Raw genomic sequence first — 16,831 nt, 5'->3', positions numbered from 1 at the left:
CCGGTGTCCGTCCGTCGCTGTCGGAATGGTTGCGGGTGGTCTCCCGTCGTTGCGGCCCGCACTGATCCCGGGGATCTGTCGGTGGCGGGTGCCACAATGCGGTATGGCATACGACGAGGAGCTGGCCGACCGGATTCGGGATCTGCTGGGTCCCGCGTTGCCCGAAGCGGCCGAGAAGCGGATGTTCGGCGGTCTGGCCTTTCTGATCGGCGGCAATATGGCGGTCGCGGCCAGCGGGCAGGGCGGGATGATGGTGCGGGTCGATCCCGCGCAGGCGGCGTCGCTCATCGGTGGTGCGGGGGTGGCTCCGATGGTCATGGGCGGCCGGGAGATGAAGAACTGGCTGCGTGTGGACACGAATATCGTCGACGACGACGCCGCGCTACAGCAGTGGGTCGATCGCGGCGTCGAATACGCCCGCACGCTGCCGCCGAAGTAGCGCCCGGCAACGACGCCGCCGACCAGCGAAACCACACCATCGATCCGCTCGCCGAGCTGTCCCGCTCAGCGGGAACGTGCTCCCGGGCCGGGCGTCGTCGGCTCCGGCGGATGTTAGCGTGTGCTTCACCTCGCGCGTGGCGAGCGGGGGACGAGTGGACACGGATGTACCGCCCCGCGCGGTGAACGGAGCGAGATGATGCGTGCATTGCAACTGACCGGGCCGGGCACCTTGGAACTGCGGGAGATTCCGATCCCCGAGATCGGTCCGGGCGAGGTGCTGCTGCGCGTCGGCGCGGCCGGTATCTGCCATTCGGATTCGTATGTGCTGAGTCTGCCGTTCAAGATGCGCGAGGATCCGCTGACGATGGGGCACGAGATCGCGGGAACCATCGAGGCGGTCGGTTCCGAGGTCGACGGGAGAGCCGTCGGCGAGCGCGGGATCGTCTATCTGTGCTGGTCGTGCGGGGTGTGCCGGGAGTGCGCGCGGGGTCGGGAGAACGTCTGCCTGGCCGCGGGCCGCACCGCGATGCCGCCCTGCCCGGGGTTGGGGCCCGCCGGGGGAATGGCGGAATACGTTGCGATACCGGCGAATTCGTTCGTCCCCATCGGTGAGGAGCTGGATTTCGCCGAGGCTGCACCGCTGGCCGACGCCGCGCTGACCCCGTACCACGCCATTCGCGGCGCGATGGATCAACTGCAACCCGGGTCCACCGCCGTGGCCATCGGCATCGGCGGGCTCGGGCATGTGGCCGTGCAGATTCTCACGGCGGTCAGCGAGGCCCGCGTCATCGCGGTCGACATCGCGCAGGACAAACTGGACCTCGCCGCGGATTGCGGTGCCGCACTGGGCATCCCGGCCACCGAGGAGACCGCCGCGCGGATTCTCGAACTCACCGGCGGGCGCGGCGCGGAGGCGGTGTTCGACTTCGTCGGCACCGACGCGACCGCGGCGCTGGCCGTGCGGGTGGTGGCCCCCGACGGCGCGTACCGGATGGTGGGCCTGGGCGGCGGAGTGCCCGGTATCGATGCCGGGCCCGCCGGGGGACCGGGGCTGCCCTGGGGTGCGACGGTGCGAAAGTCCTACGCGGGCACCAGAAGTGACCTGTACGCATCGGTCGCGCTGGCGCAGCAGGGCAGGGTGCGGGTCGAGGTGGAGCGCTTCGCGCTGGAGGAGGGCCGCACCGCGTTCGAACGTCTCGACCGCGGTGAGATCCGCGGTCGCGCCGTACTGATTCCGTGACAGGCGTGCCGATTCCGTGACAGACAGGGAGCCCATGACCGCATCTGCCGACCCGCGCGCCGCCGCCGCGCAGATCACCGCCACCCTCACCGGGCCGGGCGGTCCGTTCGAGACGACCGTGGAAGAGGTGCTCGGCGCACCGCTGACCGTGCTGCGAAACCGTCGGGGCTCGCTGTCCGAACTGCTCGACGCCTCGACGGCCTGGGGTGATCGGGACTATCTGGTGACCGCGGACCGGCGGCTGTCCTTCGCCGAACATGTCTCCGCCGCAGGCGCTCTGGCCGGTGCGCTGGCGCAGCGGTACGGGGTGGGCAAGGGCGATCGGGTCGCGATTCTGGCCGCCAATACACCCGAATGGGTGGTGACGTTCTGGGCGGCACAGTGTCTGGGCGCGATCGCGGTCGGCTACAACGCCTGGTGGGCGCCGCGCGAGATCGTCTACGGACTCGAGCACACCACACCGAAAGTCGTCGTCGTGGATGCGAAAAGGGCTGCGCTGCTATGCGATTCGGGGTACGACGGGCCGGTGCTCACGATGGAGCGCGAGGTGCCCGACCTGATCGCCGCGCATTCCGGCGAGAATCCCCGCATACCGGTCGCCGAGGACGATCCGGCGGTCGTTCTCTACACCAGCGGCACCAGCGGACGGCCCAAGGGCGTGGTGCATTCACACCGAAATCTGGTGGCGGTCAGCGACTATCACCGTTTCACCGATGCCATGTCGGCCGCGATGCGAGGGCGGGAGTTCACCGAGCCCAGCGATAAGCGTTTCCTGCTCACCTCGCCGCTGTTCCACATCGCCAGCCTGCACAATCTCATCATCCCGCGCCTGCGGACCGGTGCGGCCGTGGTGATGCACCAGGGCTCGTTCGAGGTGGACCGGGTGCTGCGGCTGGTCGAGCGCGAACGGGTCAGCAACTGGGGCGCGGTGCCGACCATGGCCGCCCGCATCCTCGAACACGATCTGAGCGATTACGACCTGTCCTCGCTCGCGGCGCTCTCGCTCAATGCCGCTCCCTCCTCCCCGGCCTTCCATCAGCGGCTGCGCGAGCGTCTCCCGGTCGCGGAGGTGGCGTTGACGACCAGTTACGGACTCACCGAAAGCGGTACGGCCGCAACGGTTGCCACGCCCGCCGAGCTGGCCGCGTACCCGGAGACGGTGGGTCGCCCGATCCTCGGAGTCGAGGTCGAGATCCGCGATCCCGAGGGCAAGGCCGTCCCCGACGGCGCGGAGGGCGAGATCTGTGTGCGCAGTCCGTACGTGATGCTCGGCTACTGGCACTACGAGGCCGCCACCGCCACGGCGATCGACGGCGAACGCTGGTTGCGCACAGGCGATTTCGGAACTCTCGCGGACGGCCGCCTGCATCTGTCCGGCCGCCGCAGTGATCTCATCCTGCGCGGCGGGGAGAATGTGTACCCCATCGAGATCGAGAACGCCCTGGACGAACATCCCGCGGTGGTGGAGTCGGCGGTGCTCGGCGTCCCGCACGAGGATCTCGGACAGGAGGTGGCCGCGGTGGTGGTCGTCGCCGACGCCGATTCGGTGAGTCCCGAGCAGTTGCGTGCCTTCGTCGCCGAGCGGCTGGCCTACTTCAAGGTGCCCTCACGCTGGGTGATCACCGCGGAACCGTTGCCGCGCAACGCGACCGGTAAGGTCGTTCGCCGCGAGATACACCTCTAGGCCGGGCGCGGTCAGTTCTGCCGGGGCAGCAGCTCGGCCGCGAACCGATCGACGAACTCCTCGTAGGGGCGATCGCCGGTGGTGCTGATGACGAATTTGGTCAGTCCCGCCGCCAGATATCCGTCGATCAGGCGATGCAGGCCGGACCAGCCGTTCGCGATGAGCTCGCCGGGATCGATGTCCGGGCGACGGCTGCGGATCAGTGCGGCGCGTTCGGGCGCGATGCCGTCCTCGGCGAGGAACAGGGTGATGCCGTAGTGGTCGTCCTCGATCTCCCGACCGGCCTGTGCGGCGGCGGACCGGATGGTCTCCCGCGCGCGTCCGGCCTCGGCCGGGGTCAGGAAGCTGCCGAGCCACCCGTCGGCCAGGCGGCCCACCCGCCGCAACCCCGCGGGGGCCGATCCGCCGAGCCAGATGTCCAGCGGCCGGGCCGGGCGCTGCTCGAGGCCCTCGCCGTCGAGCGTGAAGAACTCGCCCGCGAAGTCCACTCGCTCCTTGCCCAGCACCTCGCGCAGCAGTCGCAGCGATTCGTCGAACACCGCCGCCCGCCTGCCCTCAGGTACGGGAAACAGCGCGTGTTCGGCGGGCTGGGCCGGTCGCAGACCGAAGACGGGCAGCACTCGTTTGGGTGCGAGTGCCGCCAGCGTAGCCAGTTGCTTTGCGACCAGGACCGGATGCCGCCCCGGCAGAATCGCCACCGAGGTCCCGACCTTCAGCCGGGTCGTCCGGGAGAGCGCGAACGCCATACCCACCGTCGGGTCGACGGCCTTCGAGTACACGAGTTCCGGCAGCCACAGCGAGTCCACCCCGGCCTCTTCCAGCCGGTCCACGAACCCCGCGAACCGCGCCGGGTCGCTGCCCACCCCCGCTGCCACCCCGAACCGAACCTTCATACGCGACTCCTTCGCCGGAACACATTCGATGCCAACCCGAAACCGGTCGTTGTCCATTCCCGCGAGAGTTCGGCGCGCCTCTGCAAGGGCTCGTTGCGCCGATCGGTCGGTCTCCGTCAGTTGCCGCCCAGGGCGTTCAGCGGAGCCATGTCGAAATAATCCCGCCAGGCGGCGATCTTGCCGTCGCGGATCTCGAAGCTGCCCATCACCGGGAGCTCGATCTTGTTCTCACCGATGGTGAAACGGTCGGTGCGTTCGTTGAGCACCGTTGTGCCGGTTTCGGCCTGGTGGTGGATGTCGAAGTCGATGTTGCCGAAGCCTCCGATGAATCCGCGCAGGAATTCCAGGATGGCCGGTTTGCCGGTCAGCGGTTGCATCGGGATGTTGTGGTAGACCGCGTCGTCGGTGAAGTACTCGACGATGGATTCGGGTGTGCCGGTGCGCCATTCGGCGCAGAATGCGGTGACGAGTTCGCCGGGTGTGGTCATACGGTCCTCCTGATTTCTAGAACGTGTTTCAGGATGCCCATCGGGGTCGGCGCACGCAACCCCGGTTCAGCCGGGGAGGGGCAGGAATTCGACCGGAGCGCCGTTCTCGGCGTGGGCCGGGACGATCACCAGGCCATCGCGGTCGAGCAGGCCCGCCAGGTGGGCGGTGCGGATGTTCGGGTCACCGGTCCAGCCGCCCTCGGGGACGGCGCGGGCGGGCGTGATGCGCGGGGCGGGGCCGGAGATGTCGGCGGCGTTGTGCAGGGGCCCGGTGATCGCGCGGCGCGCGGGACGTCCGGTGAGACCCTCGACGATCGCGGGAGCCAGCGCGAGCAGTGTCGCGACCGCCGCGAACGGATTTCCGGGCAGTCCCAGAACAGCTGTCCCGCTGCGTGTTTCGGCTACCGCGGTGGATCCGCCGGGACGTAGCCGCAAGCGGTGCACCGGCAGGTGGGCTCCGGTGCGGTCCAGGGATGCGCGCAGCTGGTCGGCCGCGCCGCCGCCGGTCGCGCCGACGATCACCAGCAGTTCGCAGTCGACGGCCTGAGCCAGGACCTCGTCGAAACCGTTCGCGGTGTCGCGCAGGTGAACTCGGTCAAGGGGTTGAATTCCGCACCAGGACAACAGATCCGGCAGGACGGGTCCGATCGAGTCACGGGTCTGCCCGGCGTGCAGCGGGCCCTCGCTGCGAATCTCGTCGCCCGTCATGACGATTCGCGCGTGTACGGGTCCGCGCACCAGTCCCTCGGACACCTCGGCCGCGGCGGCGACCGACAGCAGTGCGGCAGATACCGGGGTGCCCGCGGGGGCTAGCACGTCACCGGGTAGCCAATCCTCGCCGCGACGGCGGATGTCACCGCGAATCGGTGTGTCCGGCAAGCGATGTAGCCCGTCGCCGTCGGCCCGGACGAATTCGTCGCGCACCACCGCCTCGGTGCCCTCGGGGATGTGCGCGCCGGTGGCGATGCGAACCGCCTCTCCGGCGCGCAATCCGGCCGGACGCTCCCCGCCGGCGAATCCGATATCGCGCCGCACCCGCCACGGCTCGGGTCCGGACACCGCGTAGCCGTCCATGGCCGAGACGTCGAATCGCGGCAGCGCCTCGGCGGCGGTCAACGGCTCGGCCAGGACCGCACCGGAGGCGCGGCGCAGCGTCACGCGCCGGGACGGCAGCCGGGACAGCTTGTGACGCACCACATTTCGAGCCTGGTCGAGGGTGAGTGGCGGGGCCTGCGCGCGGGCGCGGGCGATATCGTCCGGGGTGTCGCAATCGACGACGTCCGCCAGCGGCATCAGCAGGGCGTGCTCGGGAATCAGGGCCTTCATCGGCTGGTTGACCGGCGCGTCGAGCCGCTCGATTCCGGTTTGCAGCACGGTGCGCCGCCACGCTCCGACCAGGTATTGCGGACGCCCGGACTCGTCGGCGGCGAATACCGCATCGGCCCCGGATTCGACGGCGCGGGCAACCAGCGCATCGATGGCCGCGGCGGTCAGGAACGGCATGTCCGCGGCCAGCACCACCACCAGATCGGCGGGAAAATCACAGTCCGCCAACGCTTTCAGCGCGGTCGAGATCGCGGCCACCGGACCGGATCCGGCCGGAACCTCCTGCACCTGCCGAATTTCGGGACCCAGATCCGGCCGATGCGGCCCCACCACCACCGTGCGCACACAGGCGGCCACCGCGCCGATGGCGGCCTCCAGCATCGACTGCCCGCCGACGACGATCGCCGGTTTGTCCACCCCGCCCATCCGGCTGGCCCGCCCCCCGGCCAGCACGATCGCGTCCACAGTGGTCACGGTCGTTCACCCGCGCGGTAGTCCATCCGCCGATCGTAGTTCGTCCGGTTGGTGCGACTACGTCACAGCCGTCCGCTCGCACGGATATCGAGCGCCCTCGCTGTGGGCGTTCTGGGGCTGCCATTCCAGCGGGGCGGTGTGTCTCCGGGAAGGAGGACCCGTGCCCGGGCGTCTGTCCTGGTGGGACGCAGGAGGTGGAACGTGTACTCGAAGGGCTGGGCTGTTTCAGCGGGTCAGTGTGCTTTCGAGTAGGTCGATTCGTGCGCGGTCCGGCGCGTGGCGTCTGTCCTGGTGGGACGTGAGAGGCGAACTTGCACCCGGACGATGTTGTTCCACCGGGTCAGTGTGCTTTCGGAAAGGACGATTCGCGCCCGGCTCTGTGCGCGGGAGTCTGTCCTGTGGCAGCGCAGGAGGCGGAATGTGTATCCGGCGGGTGGTGTGCCACCGGGACAGTGTGCTTTCGGGCAGGACGATTCGTGCGCGGCTGTGTGCGCGGGCTCAGTCCTGATGGGGCCGCAGGAGGCGGAACTCGTAGGTTTCCGGGTCGGCCAGGGTGATCGGTGGGGTGGCGGTGGGGCGTGGCCTGCGCGCACCGGCGGCGCACAGACGCTCGATCTCGCGGGCCGGGTCGTCGGCCGGGAAGGGGATCAGGTCCAGGTGCAGGTGGCCGGGATTTCTCGGGTCGTGTTGTGCCCGTAAGAATTCCAGCCACGGGCCGTGTTCGGTGGCCGAGCGGATACCCGAGTAGCGGTTGTGCTCGTGAGTGATCGGCCACCCGGAGGCAGCCGACCAGAACTTGGCCAGTCGCGCCGGGTCCGCGGTATCGACGACGATGGCGGCGACCGCGCCGGTGTCGACGTACTCCTCGCGCGGCTCCAGCACGCAGAATTCGTTGCCCTCGGGATCGGCCAGGACCGTCCAAGGTACCGCGCCCTGCCCGATGTCGACCCGCCGCGCGCCCAGCGACAATGCCCGATCCACTTGCACGCCTTGATGATCCAGCGATCGGCTGGCCAGATCGAGGTGGATTCGGTTCTTGCCGGTTTTGGGCGTCCGGGTGGGCAGGAAACTCAGCGCGACGTCGAGAGCGTCCGGATCGGGTCCGGCCACGTCCACCTCACCGGGCCGGTCGAGGGTCACCTCCCAGCCCAGTAGCTCGGCCCAGAACCGGGCCACCTGACGCGGCCGCGCCGCGTCGAACACCACGCACGCCAGACGGGTGGACATGAATCCACGGTAACCTCCGCACCCCGGATCGCGGGTGGATTCGCCCGGTTCGCGAATATTCGCCGAGCGTCCGTCAATCCTGGAATCGGTGTCGCGCGGCGGCCATGTCCACCCGGTCCCCGCGGATCGGGCAGCCCTCCAGGGCGAGCCGGGACAGCTGCCGGTGCATCAGATGGGGCGCCGGCGACCCGTCGGCGCGCAGCACCCGATGCCAGGGCAGGTCGGCGGCGTCGGTGCGCATGATCCACCCCACCGTGCGCGGCGTGGACAATCCGGCCGCGGCGGCGATGTCGCCGTACGTACTCACCCGGCCCGCCGGAATCTCCGCGACCAGCTCGCGCACCCGCTCGATCTGCGCATCGGTGGTCGGCACGTCAACACCCCGGCCATGGAGAACCGGCTGTCGCGAGCGCCCACCCGACCCGGACGGGCACCGGCGAATCCGTACTGACGCGATGAACCTGTGGCACGAGCACCTGACCATTGTGCCCGGCCGCACCGACAGAGTCCCAGGTCATATTGCACACGAACCCGGGTGCTGCCTCGGCGACTCACGTTGGCCGATGATCGGGAGCTGCCGCGATCGGCGGTTCGGCCAGGTCGGGCCTCGGCGGGCCTGCCGGCCGTTGCCAGCGCTCCGGTCGGCGGTCATCGGATGGGATAGTGCGTAACAGTGGCCGCGCGCCGGGAGATTGCTCAGGAAGTGGGTGCGAATCACGGTTCGGCGGCGTAGGGCAACGCGAACGACGGTCGGTGGCGCATGGTTCGGAAACGCGAATGCGGGGTGCTGTGTGCTGGCTGTGAAACGGGATTCCTGCTGCTGTCGCATGCCTCGGGGGCGGACGGCGGCGGTCGGGGGAATTCGTGGCGGGGGTGATTCGCCGGAACTCGGGGGGCCGATCACGGGACGGATACGCACCCCTTGGACCTGGTGATTTGCTGTGGCGAAATTATTTCTGTCGGCGTCGTCTGTTGAAATAGCGTCCGTGATGCGATCGGATAGCCCGGTGCGATTGGTGCGCCGTGGCGAGACGGCTCCCCGCCCGCGGGAATGGGGCGCCGACGTCCGGATGCTGTTCGCGGGCGGTGCGGGCGCGGATCCGGGCTGGCGGCCCTGGCAGGTGCTGGGCGGGCCGGGCACGGGCAAGACCTCGCTGCTGATCGACATCGCCGCCGACCGGATCACCGCGGGTGCGGATCCGGAATCGATCCTGCTGCTGACTCATTCGAAACAGGCCGCGCTGCGCGTGCGCAACGCCATCACGCGGCAGGTCTCGGCCACTGCCGACGAGATCGTCGGCGGTGTGCCTGGTGCGACGCGCGAGCCGCTGGTGCGCACCGTGCACTCGTACGCCTTCGCGATCGTGCGCATGCAGGCCGAGGCGAACGGCAATCCGCCGCCCCGGCTGCTGACCGGCGCGGAACAGGACGTAGTGCTGCGCGAGATGCTGCGCGGTGAACTGGAGGACATCCAGGCCGGGCCCGGCGGCCCGTACGGCGGCGCGATGGATCTGTGGCCGCAGCGCCTGCATCCGGCGCTGGGCACCCTCGGATTCGCCGAGCAGCTGCGCGATCTGATGCTGCGCGCCACCGAACGCGGCCTGGGTCCCGAGGACCTGGTCGACCTGGGCCGCATGCACGACCGTCCCGAATGGGAGGCCGCCGGACGTTTCGCCGAGCGATATGAGCAGGCCATGCTGCTGCGCTGGTCGGTCGGCATCGAGGCGCCGGAGGCGAGTGCGCCCGCCCTGGACGCGGCGGAACTCGTCGGCGCCGCCCTGGACGCGCTCGCGGTCGAGCCCCGCCTGCTCGATGCCGAGCGCGCCCGTCTCGGGTGCCTGCTCGTCGACGACGCCCAGCATCTGGATCCGCTTGCGGCGCAATTGATTCGCGTCGTGGGTGGAGGTGGCGCCACGACCGTGATCGCGGGCGATCCCGACCAGGCCGTCTACACCTTCCGCGGCGCGGATCCGCAGTTCCTCACCGATCTCGAGACTCGGCCCGAGCGTCGAATCCTGTTGCGGGACAATCACAGAGCCGCACCGGTTGTCGACGATGCGGTCGCCCGCATCCGCGGCCGGATGCCGGGCCGAGCTGCCCACCGTCCCGGGGCATCCGCGGAAACAACTGTCTCCGAGGCAAATTCACCGTTGCGATTCGATACTGCGGAGTCCGGCGATGCGGCTGGTTCCGGTGCGTCGGATTCCGATGCCGGGCGAATTCTCCTCCCGGGTTCCGGGGCCTTGGGGCCGGGCATACCCGGAATCGGCGGCTCGGGAGATGACGCTGCGGGACTTCGGAATTCACAGCTCGATCTCACCGACGCCGAGCCCGAGGCGAGTTTCGCGGTGCAGGTGCTGACGACTCCGGCGAAGGAGGCGGCGCTGATCGCCGACCATCTGCGTCGCGCGCATCTGACCGGTGGGGTGCCGTGGTCGCGGATGGCGGTCGTCGTGCGGTCGGTCCCGCTGTCGCTGGCTCCGCTGCGGCGCGCGCTGCTGTCCGCCGGAGTCCCCGTGCTGCAACCGAAACCGGATGTGCCACTGGCCCGCCGCCGCGGCGCCGGGTGGATGCTGCTGACCCTGCGTGCCCTGCTCGCCGCGACGCGGGATCGCCCCGACCTGTTCACCGAGGACGATGCCCTCGATCTGCTCACCGGCCCCCTGGGTGGAGCGGACCAGATCAGCCTGCGCCGCCTGCGCCGCGGCATCCGCCGAACCATCCTGGAACGCACCCGTCGCGAGGATCCGTCCGACCCGTGGGCCGCCGCCGGTCCGCAACCGTCCTCCGAGCCGTCCGAGCTGTCCGAGCTGTCCGAGCTGTCCGAGCCTGACGGGCCTGACGGGCCTGACGGGCCTGACGGGCCTGACGGGCCTGACGGGCCTGACGGGCCTGACGGGCCTGACGGGCCTGACGGGCCTGACGGGCCTGACGGGCCTGACAGATCGAATTATATTGCGGGACAAGGGATTGACGGCACTTCCGCGGAAGGTTTCGGAAGCGTCGAAGGCGCATCGGAACGTTCGGCAGCGGGCGACTCCACCGATGCCGGAAACTTTGGAAGTCCGAGCGCGTCCGAGGTCGGATCCCTCACTGCGGCAGGCATGCCCGGGCAGTCGATACACGCACGGGAGACAGGCGTCGTCGCCAGCTCGACGGGGGTTGCAGATGTATCCGGGACGCACTCGGGTGGGGGCGATTTCCAGAGCGCGGGCGGATCCTCCACCCCGGGCCCCGGTCTGCCGATTCGTCGTGGAAAGCCCGTCGGTGATACCGGTGATGAACTCGAATTCTCTGACGGCACACTGGATTCCGATCGTTTCGCGGAGCTGGATCGGTCCTCGGCGCAAGTGCTGCGGGATCTGATCGTCGGGATCGGGGACGCCTCGATGCTGGAACGGCTGACCGAGGTGGAGTCCGTGCCGCTGCGGCGGGTGCTGGTCGCGGTGCGGCGGGCGGACAAGGCATTGCGGCGTGGGGCCGGGCTCGAGGACGTGCTGTGGGCGCTGTGGACGGCCTCGCGTCTGGAGCGGCGCTGGGTCGGGCAGTCCGAGCGCGGCGGTGCGGGTGCGCTACAGGCCGATCGTGATCTGGATGCCGCGGTGGGCTTGTTCGACGCGGCCGCGGCCTATGTGGATCGGCTGCCCCGGGCGACCGTCGAGGGGTTCGTCGATTACTTGGAGCAGCAGGAGATTCCGCAGGATTCGGCCCCGCTCACCGATCCGGGCGGTGCGGTCGCCATCGTCAGCGCGCATGCCGCGGCGGGCCGGGAGTGGGATGTGGTGGCCGTCGCCGGTGTGCAGGAGGGGATCTGGCCGAATCTGCGTCCGCGCGGCACTCTGCTCGGCGTCGAGGACCTGGTGGATCTCATTGCCGGAGTGGGCTTTCCGGGTGAGCAGCTCAGCCGTTCCGCGCCCATTCTGGCCGAGGAGCGCCGGCTGCTGCTGCTCGCGTGCAGCCGGGCGCGGCGTTCGCTGCTGGTGACGGCCGTCGAATCCGTCTCGGGCGACCGTGATCTGGTGCCCTCGCGCTTCCTGGCCGAACTCGATGCCACCGCCGAGTCCGGTGAACTCGGCCGCATCCCGCCGCCGGTGGATCCCGGGCGGGCCCTGGTCATGCAGGCGTTGGTCGCCGAATTACGCACGGTGGCATGCGATCCCGAGGACACTCCGCGACGACGCCACCGCGCCGCGCGCCAGCTCGCCCGACTGGCCCGCGCTCGGGTTCGCGGCGCGCACCCCGACGATTGGTACGGCACCGCCGAACTCAGCTCGCAGCTGCCGCTGTGGGGTCAGGACGAGGGGCCGGTCGCACTGTCCCCGTCCACGGTGGAACTGCTGAAGACCTGCCCGCTGCGCTGGGCGCTGGAACGGCACGGCGGCAACGACGGGGAGAATCCCTACGCGGTGAAGGGAAATCTGGTGCACACCCTGGTGCAGGCACTGGCCGGGCAGGTCACCGAGGCGGAGGTCAAGGCGGCGCTGGTGCGCGCGTGGAAGGCGGTGGATCCGAGTTCGGACGAGGACGGCCCGCACAGCTGGCATTCCCGCCTGGATCTGCATCGCACGGAGAGCATGCTGGACACCTTCGTCGCGTGGCTGCGCAACACCCGGGCGGAACTGACCCAACTCGGGGTGGAGGTGCCCGTCGACTGTGTGCTGCCCGCCCGCACGGCGGACGAATATCCGGTGCGCATTCGCGGGCGGGTGGACCGCGTGGAGCGGGATGCGTTGGGGCGCTTCGTGATCGTCGACGTCAAGACCGGTAAGACGCCCATCTCCAAACAGGCCGCTCAGGACCACGCCCAGCTGGCGACCTATCAGGTGGCGGCCGCCGCGGGCGCGCTGGACGATACCGGCGCGGATCCGCAGCCCGGTGGCGCGCGCCTGGTGTACGTCGCCAAACCCAGCACCAAGGAGGGAGCCGCCCAGCGATTGCAGACCGCACTGGACGACGAATCGATTCAGCAGTGGCGCAACACCATTCACGATGCCGCCGCGGCCACTCGCGGCCCCAGTTATCTGGCCGTCCGCAATGACGGCTGCCGCCACTGCACGGTCGCGGGCAGCTGCCCGGTTCAGGATTCGGGACGCCAGGTGACCGAGGAGTGAGCGGGTCCGGCGAGCGGACCGGTCGTCGCGGCATCACGCCGTGGCAGCTGGCCGACGCGCTCGGGCTGCCCCCGCCCACCGACGAACAGGCCGCGGTGATCGCCGCCCCGCCCGGCCCGACGCTGGTGGTCGCCGGGGCGGGCGCGGGCAAGACCGAGACGATGGCCGCCCGCGTCGTGTGGATGGTCGCCAACGGCCTGGTGGTCCCCGATGCCGTTCTCGGCCTGACCTTCACCCGCAAGGCCGCGCAGCAGTTGACCACGCGTATCCGCACGCGGCTCGCGCGGCTGGCCGGATCGCCGCTGCTGCGCGAGATCGATCCGACTGGACGGCTGCGCGGCCTGCTGACCGGGTCGGAGCCGGAGATCAGCACGTACCACTCGTACGCGGGCCGCCTGCTCGGTGAGTACGGGTTGCTGTTGCCGGTCGAACCGTCCGCGACATTGCTGACCGAAACGCAGCTGTGGCAGCTGGCTCATCGAGTGGTGACCGCCTGGGACGGTGATCTGGAGACCCAGCGCACCCCCGTCTCGGTCACCGAGGCCGTGCTGGCGCTCGCTGGCCAGCTGGCCGAACATCTGGTGGAGCCCGAACAGCTCGTGCAGGCGCATACCGAGCTGGAGAAGCTGGTCTACACCCTGCCGAAGGGCCCGCGTCAGCGCGGCGGGCCGAGCCAGGCACTGCAGGACATCGTCGCCGTGCAGACCGAACGCGTGGCGTTGCTGCCCCTGGTGCGGCGGCTGGCCGAGGAGCTACGTCGCAGGGGCGCACTGGATTTCGGCTCTCAGATGTCGCTGGCCGCTCGCCTGGCCGCGGAACATCCGGAGGTCGGCGCGGCCGAACGCGGACGGCTCGGCGTCGTCCTGCTCGACGAGTACCAGGACACCGGCCATGCGCAGCGCATTCTGCTCGCGGCGCTGTTCGGGGACCCGGACGCCGCCGGTGCACCTGCCGCACGCGACTCGAATGCCGTTGGTGTGGAACATGATTCGAGCGAGTCCGATGCCCCGCGGCGGCTGGCGGTGACCGCGGTGGGTGATCCGATGCAGTCCATCTACGGCTGGCGCGGCGCGTCGGCGGCGAATCTTCCCCGGTTCGCGACCGACTTCCCCAGTGCACCAGGCGTTCCCGCGCCGATCCTGCCGCTGCTGACCAGCTGGCGCAATCCGCCCGAGGCGCTGGATCTGGCGAACCTGGTCGCCGAACCGTTGCGGCACACCGAGGGCGGGGTGAGCGTGGACGCGCTGCGGCCCAGGCCCGGTGCGGTCCCGGGAGCGGTGGCCCTCGCGCTCACCGAAACCGTTGCGGACGAACGGGAATGGATCGCCGAGCGGATCGCCGCGGAATGGGAGGCGCACGCCGACGCCGGCGTCGCGCCGCCGACCTCGGCCGTGCTGACGCGTCGCAACGCCGACGCGCCCGGGCTGGCGGAAGCGTTGCGCGATCGGGGATTGCCGGTGGAGATCGTCGGTCTGGGCGGGTTGCTGGCCACACCCGAGGTCGCCGATGTGGTCGCGACATTGCGCCTGATCGCCGATCCCGCGGCCGGGAGTGCGGCCATGCGCATCCTGACGGGGGCCCGCTGGCGCATCGGGGTCACCGATCTGGCCGCGCTGGCACGTCGCGCGCGGGATCTGTCCATCACCCGACCGCCGGAACAGGCCGCCGCGATCACCGATTCGGTCGCCCTGGCCGAGGCATTGCGGACCGTCGCACCCGAACCCGCAGAACGTGCCGGTCTGGCCGATGCCATCGCCGATCCCGGTGCGCCGGAACAGTATTCGGAGTCCGGATATCGGCGCATCGAGGCATTGGGACAGGAACTGGCCGCCTTGCGCGAACGCGGCGGGCAATCGCTGCCCGAACTGGTCGCCGACGTGGAACGCACCATCGGGGTCGGTGTGGAGACCCAGGCGCGTCGCGCGGCGGCCGGTGGGGGTGCGGGGCGCGAACATCTGGATGCCTTCGCCGAGGTCGTCGCCGGTTATGCCACCGATCACCGGGCGAGCCTGACCGGCCTGCTGACCTTTCTCGCCGCGGCCGAGGAGGTCGAGAACGGTTTGGAGCCGGGCGAAGTCGAGGTCGCCCGCGATCGTGTGCAGGTGCTGACCGTGCATGCCGCGAAGGGCCTGGAATGGGAGGTGGTGGCCGTCCCGCACATCGTCCGCACTGTCTTCCCCTCGGGCGCGGCGGCCGGGACCTGGCTCGGCGCACTCGCCGAACTGCCGACCTCGCTGCGCGGTGACCGGCAGCGCGAGGACGCCCGCGACGGTGTGCCGGTACTGGATCTATCCGGTCTCTACGACCGTGCTGACCTGGAACGCGCCATCAAGGAGCACAAGGATGCGCTCGCCCGCCGCCGCACCGATGAGGAACGCCGCCTGTTCTACGTCGCGCTCACCAGAACCGAACGCGCCCTGTTCGTTTCGGGACATCACTGGGCGGAGACCGGCTCGAGCCCCAAGGGCCCCTCGGACTTCCTGCTCGAACTGAAACACGCCACCGAGGTTCCCGGCGCCGACCTGGCCACCGCCGTGCGCATCGACCGCTGGGACCAGGCCCCGCCCCCCGAGGCGGTCAACCCGTTCACCGACAACCCGGCCAGCGCGACCTGGCCCCGCGACCCCCTCGGCAAACGCCGTGCCGCGCTGGAATCGGGCGCGACGCTCGTCCGGGACGCACTCGACGACCTGCCGCCCGAAAGTGAGTTCGCGGCGAAGACCAGCGCACGATTCGTCGAGAACTCGCGCGGGACCGGTGTCGGCCGAACGTCGGATGCCGATGACCCCGGCGGCACACGCGGCAGCGGCAAGAGTGATGAGACGGGTACACGCCGCAGTGCGGGCGGCGCCGCGAAGACCGACTCCGAGCTGTCCGAGGTCGGCAGTGGTGCTGCTGCCGAGTCGCATGGTGCGTCCGGCAATGGCCGCCATTCCGAATTCGACGGTCCTGCCGGGCAACTGGCTCTCTTCGCCGATCTCGACGACCTGCCGGATGAACCGGGCTCCACCGAATTCCGCACCGGTGAAGCGGATTTCGCTGACCCGGACGACCTCGACGACGATCCCGAAGGCTGGTCCGCCGACGTGGACGCCTTGCTCGCCGAGCATTTCGCCGCGGCGGAGACGATCAGCGAGGTGGAACTGCCCGAACAACTGCCCGCCACATCGCTGGTGGAGCTGCGGGCCGATCCGGCGAAACTCGCTGCGCGGCTACGTCGTCCGCTGCCGTATCCGCCCAGCCCGTTCGCGCGCCGCGGCACCGCCTTCCACGCCTGGTTGCAGCGTTGGTTCGGGGCCGATCAGCTACTGGACCTGGACGTATTGCCCGGTGCGGAGGATCCGGACGAGGCCGACGCCGAACTCACCCGGCTACAGGAGGCGTTCCTGTCCTCGTCTTGGGCGAATCGCAATCCGGTCGAGGTGGAGGTGGCCTTCGAGACTTCTGTTGCGGGAACGCTCATTCGGGGCCGGATGGACGCGGTCTTCGCCGAACCGGGCGGCCGCTGGCTGGTGGTGGACTGGAAGACCGGGGCGGAACCGACTCGCGTGCAGGAGGAGTCGGTGGCGATGCAGCTGGCGGTCTATCGCCTGGCCTGGGCTCGACTGATGGCCGCCCGTACCGGCGCGCCCGAAGCCGAGATGCTCGAAAGAATCAGCGCCGCATTCCATTACGTCCGCACAGGCCGAACCATCGCCCCGCCGGACCTGCCGGGCCCCGCCGAACTGGCCACCCTCATCACCGCGACTCCACTGGCCGGGGCTGCCGACGAGACGGATCTCATCGAGTGATTACCCGACCTGGTCCGGCTACGCCCACGCGAATTCCTCGATCAGTGAACGCGATTCGACGATGCGGTCACATCGATGTGCTGCGCGAATCGGTCGATCTCGCGTCCGGTCGAGGTGTGCCAGGCCGTCCCGGCATGCCCCCCGGCGGTTCGGCTC

The 16,831-nt window shown here is 69.9% G+C and carries 10 protein-coding genes; 5 read left to right on the top strand and 5 right to left on the bottom strand.

Translation table 11 applies throughout. The features are described 5' to 3' along the window. Positions 1–103 precede the first annotated feature (103 nt). The 3 genes from NM2_RS41010 (at position 104) to casG (ending at position 3,365) form a co-directional block, all read left to right on the top strand. Complete coding sequence (locus NM2_RS41010; RefSeq protein ID WP_067681497.1) at positions 104–439, top strand: TfoX/Sxy family protein; 336 nt, start codon at positions 104–106, stop codon at positions 437–439. Positions 440–637: 198 nt separating this feature from the next. Further along, complete coding sequence (locus NM2_RS41005; protein WP_067681526.1) at positions 638–1,681, top strand: NAD(P)-dependent alcohol dehydrogenase; 1,044 nt, start codon at positions 638–640, stop codon at positions 1,679–1,681. 34 nt (positions 1,682–1,715) lie between these two features. After that, complete coding sequence (gene casG, locus NM2_RS41000; protein WP_067681494.1) at positions 1,716–3,365, top strand: steroid-24-oyl-CoA synthetase; 1,650 nt, start codon at positions 1,716–1,718, stop codon at positions 3,363–3,365. Positions 3,366–3,376: 11 nt separating this feature from the next. Here casG and NM2_RS40995 read toward each other — a convergent pair whose 3' ends face one another. The 5 genes from NM2_RS40995 to NM2_RS40975 form a co-directional block, all read right to left on the bottom strand. Then, the gene (locus tag NM2_RS40995; RefSeq protein ID WP_067681523.1) at positions 3,377–4,258 is read right to left on the bottom strand and encodes a TIGR03854 family LLM class F420-dependent oxidoreductase; all 882 of its coding nucleotides are present in this window, start codon (positions 4,256–4,258) and stop codon (positions 3,377–3,379) included. Between the two features lie 116 nt (positions 4,259–4,374). Continuing rightward, positions 4,375–4,746, bottom strand: coding sequence for a limonene-1,2-epoxide hydrolase family protein (locus NM2_RS40990; protein WP_067681491.1), 372 nt, complete (start codon positions 4,744–4,746; stop codon positions 4,375–4,377). A 66-nt stretch (positions 4,747–4,812) separates the two neighbouring features. Next, the gene (locus NM2_RS40985) at positions 4,813–6,546 is read right to left on the bottom strand and encodes an NTP transferase domain-containing protein (RefSeq protein ID WP_169816334.1); all 1,734 of its coding nucleotides are present in this window, start codon (positions 6,544–6,546) and stop codon (positions 4,813–4,815) included. 498 nt (positions 6,547–7,044) lie between these two features. After that, entirely contained in the window at positions 7,045–7,773 is a 729-nt protein-coding gene (locus NM2_RS40980) for a VOC family protein (RefSeq protein WP_067681488.1), read from the bottom strand. A 73-nt stretch (positions 7,774–7,846) separates the two neighbouring features. After that, a complete protein-coding gene (locus NM2_RS40975; RefSeq protein WP_067681485.1) occupies positions 7,847–8,146 on the bottom strand; it encodes an MGMT family protein in 300 nt (99 codons plus the stop codon). Between the two features lie 697 nt (positions 8,147–8,843). Here NM2_RS40975 and NM2_RS48305 point away from each other — a divergent pair. Together NM2_RS48305 and NM2_RS40965 are read left to right on the top strand one after the other, a co-directional pair. After that, a complete protein-coding gene (locus NM2_RS48305) occupies positions 8,844–12,884 on the top strand; it encodes a PD-(D/E)XK nuclease family protein (RefSeq protein WP_245718481.1) in 4,041 nt (1,346 codons plus the stop codon). Beyond that, positions 12,881–16,675, top strand: a complete 3,795-nt coding sequence (locus NM2_RS40965; protein ID WP_084532063.1) for an ATP-dependent helicase — start codon at positions 12,881–12,883, stop codon at positions 16,673–16,675. The genes NM2_RS48305 and NM2_RS40965 overlap by 4 nt, the downstream gene beginning before the upstream one ends. Positions 16,676–16,831: the final 156 nt, after the last annotated feature.

Source organism: Nocardia miyunensis NBRC 108239, from assembly GCF_001613065.1.
Lineage (GTDB): Bacteria > Actinomycetota > Actinomycetes > Mycobacteriales > Mycobacteriaceae > Nocardia > Nocardia miyunensis.
This window is presented reverse-complemented; position numbering and strand designations above follow the sequence as displayed.

Bases quoted from the DNA above. Each gene is read 5' to 3' on its own strand.
- NM2_RS41005 (WP_067681526.1), top strand. From the start codon at position 638: ATGCGTGCATTGCAACTGACCGGGCCGGGCACCTTGGAACTGCGGGAG.
- NM2_RS40995 (WP_067681523.1), bottom strand. From the start codon at position 4,258: ATGAAGGTTCGGTTCGGGGTGGCAGCGGGGGTGGGCAGCGACCCGGCG.
- NM2_RS40990 (WP_067681491.1), bottom strand. From the start codon at position 4,746: ATGACCACACCCGGCGAACTCGTCACCGCATTCTGCGCCGAATGGCGC.
- NM2_RS40980 (WP_067681488.1), bottom strand. From the start codon at position 7,773: ATGTCCACCCGTCTGGCGTGCGTGGTGTTCGACGCGGCGCGGCCGCGT.
- casG (WP_067681494.1), top strand. From the start codon at position 1,716: ATGACCGCATCTGCCGACCCGCGCGCCGCCGCCGCGCAGATCACCGCC.
- NM2_RS41010 (WP_067681497.1), top strand. From the start codon at position 104: ATGGCATACGACGAGGAGCTGGCCGACCGGATTCGGGATCTGCTGGGT.
- NM2_RS48305 (WP_245718481.1), top strand. From the start codon at position 8,844: ATGCTGTTCGCGGGCGGTGCGGGCGCGGATCCGGGCTGGCGGCCCTGG.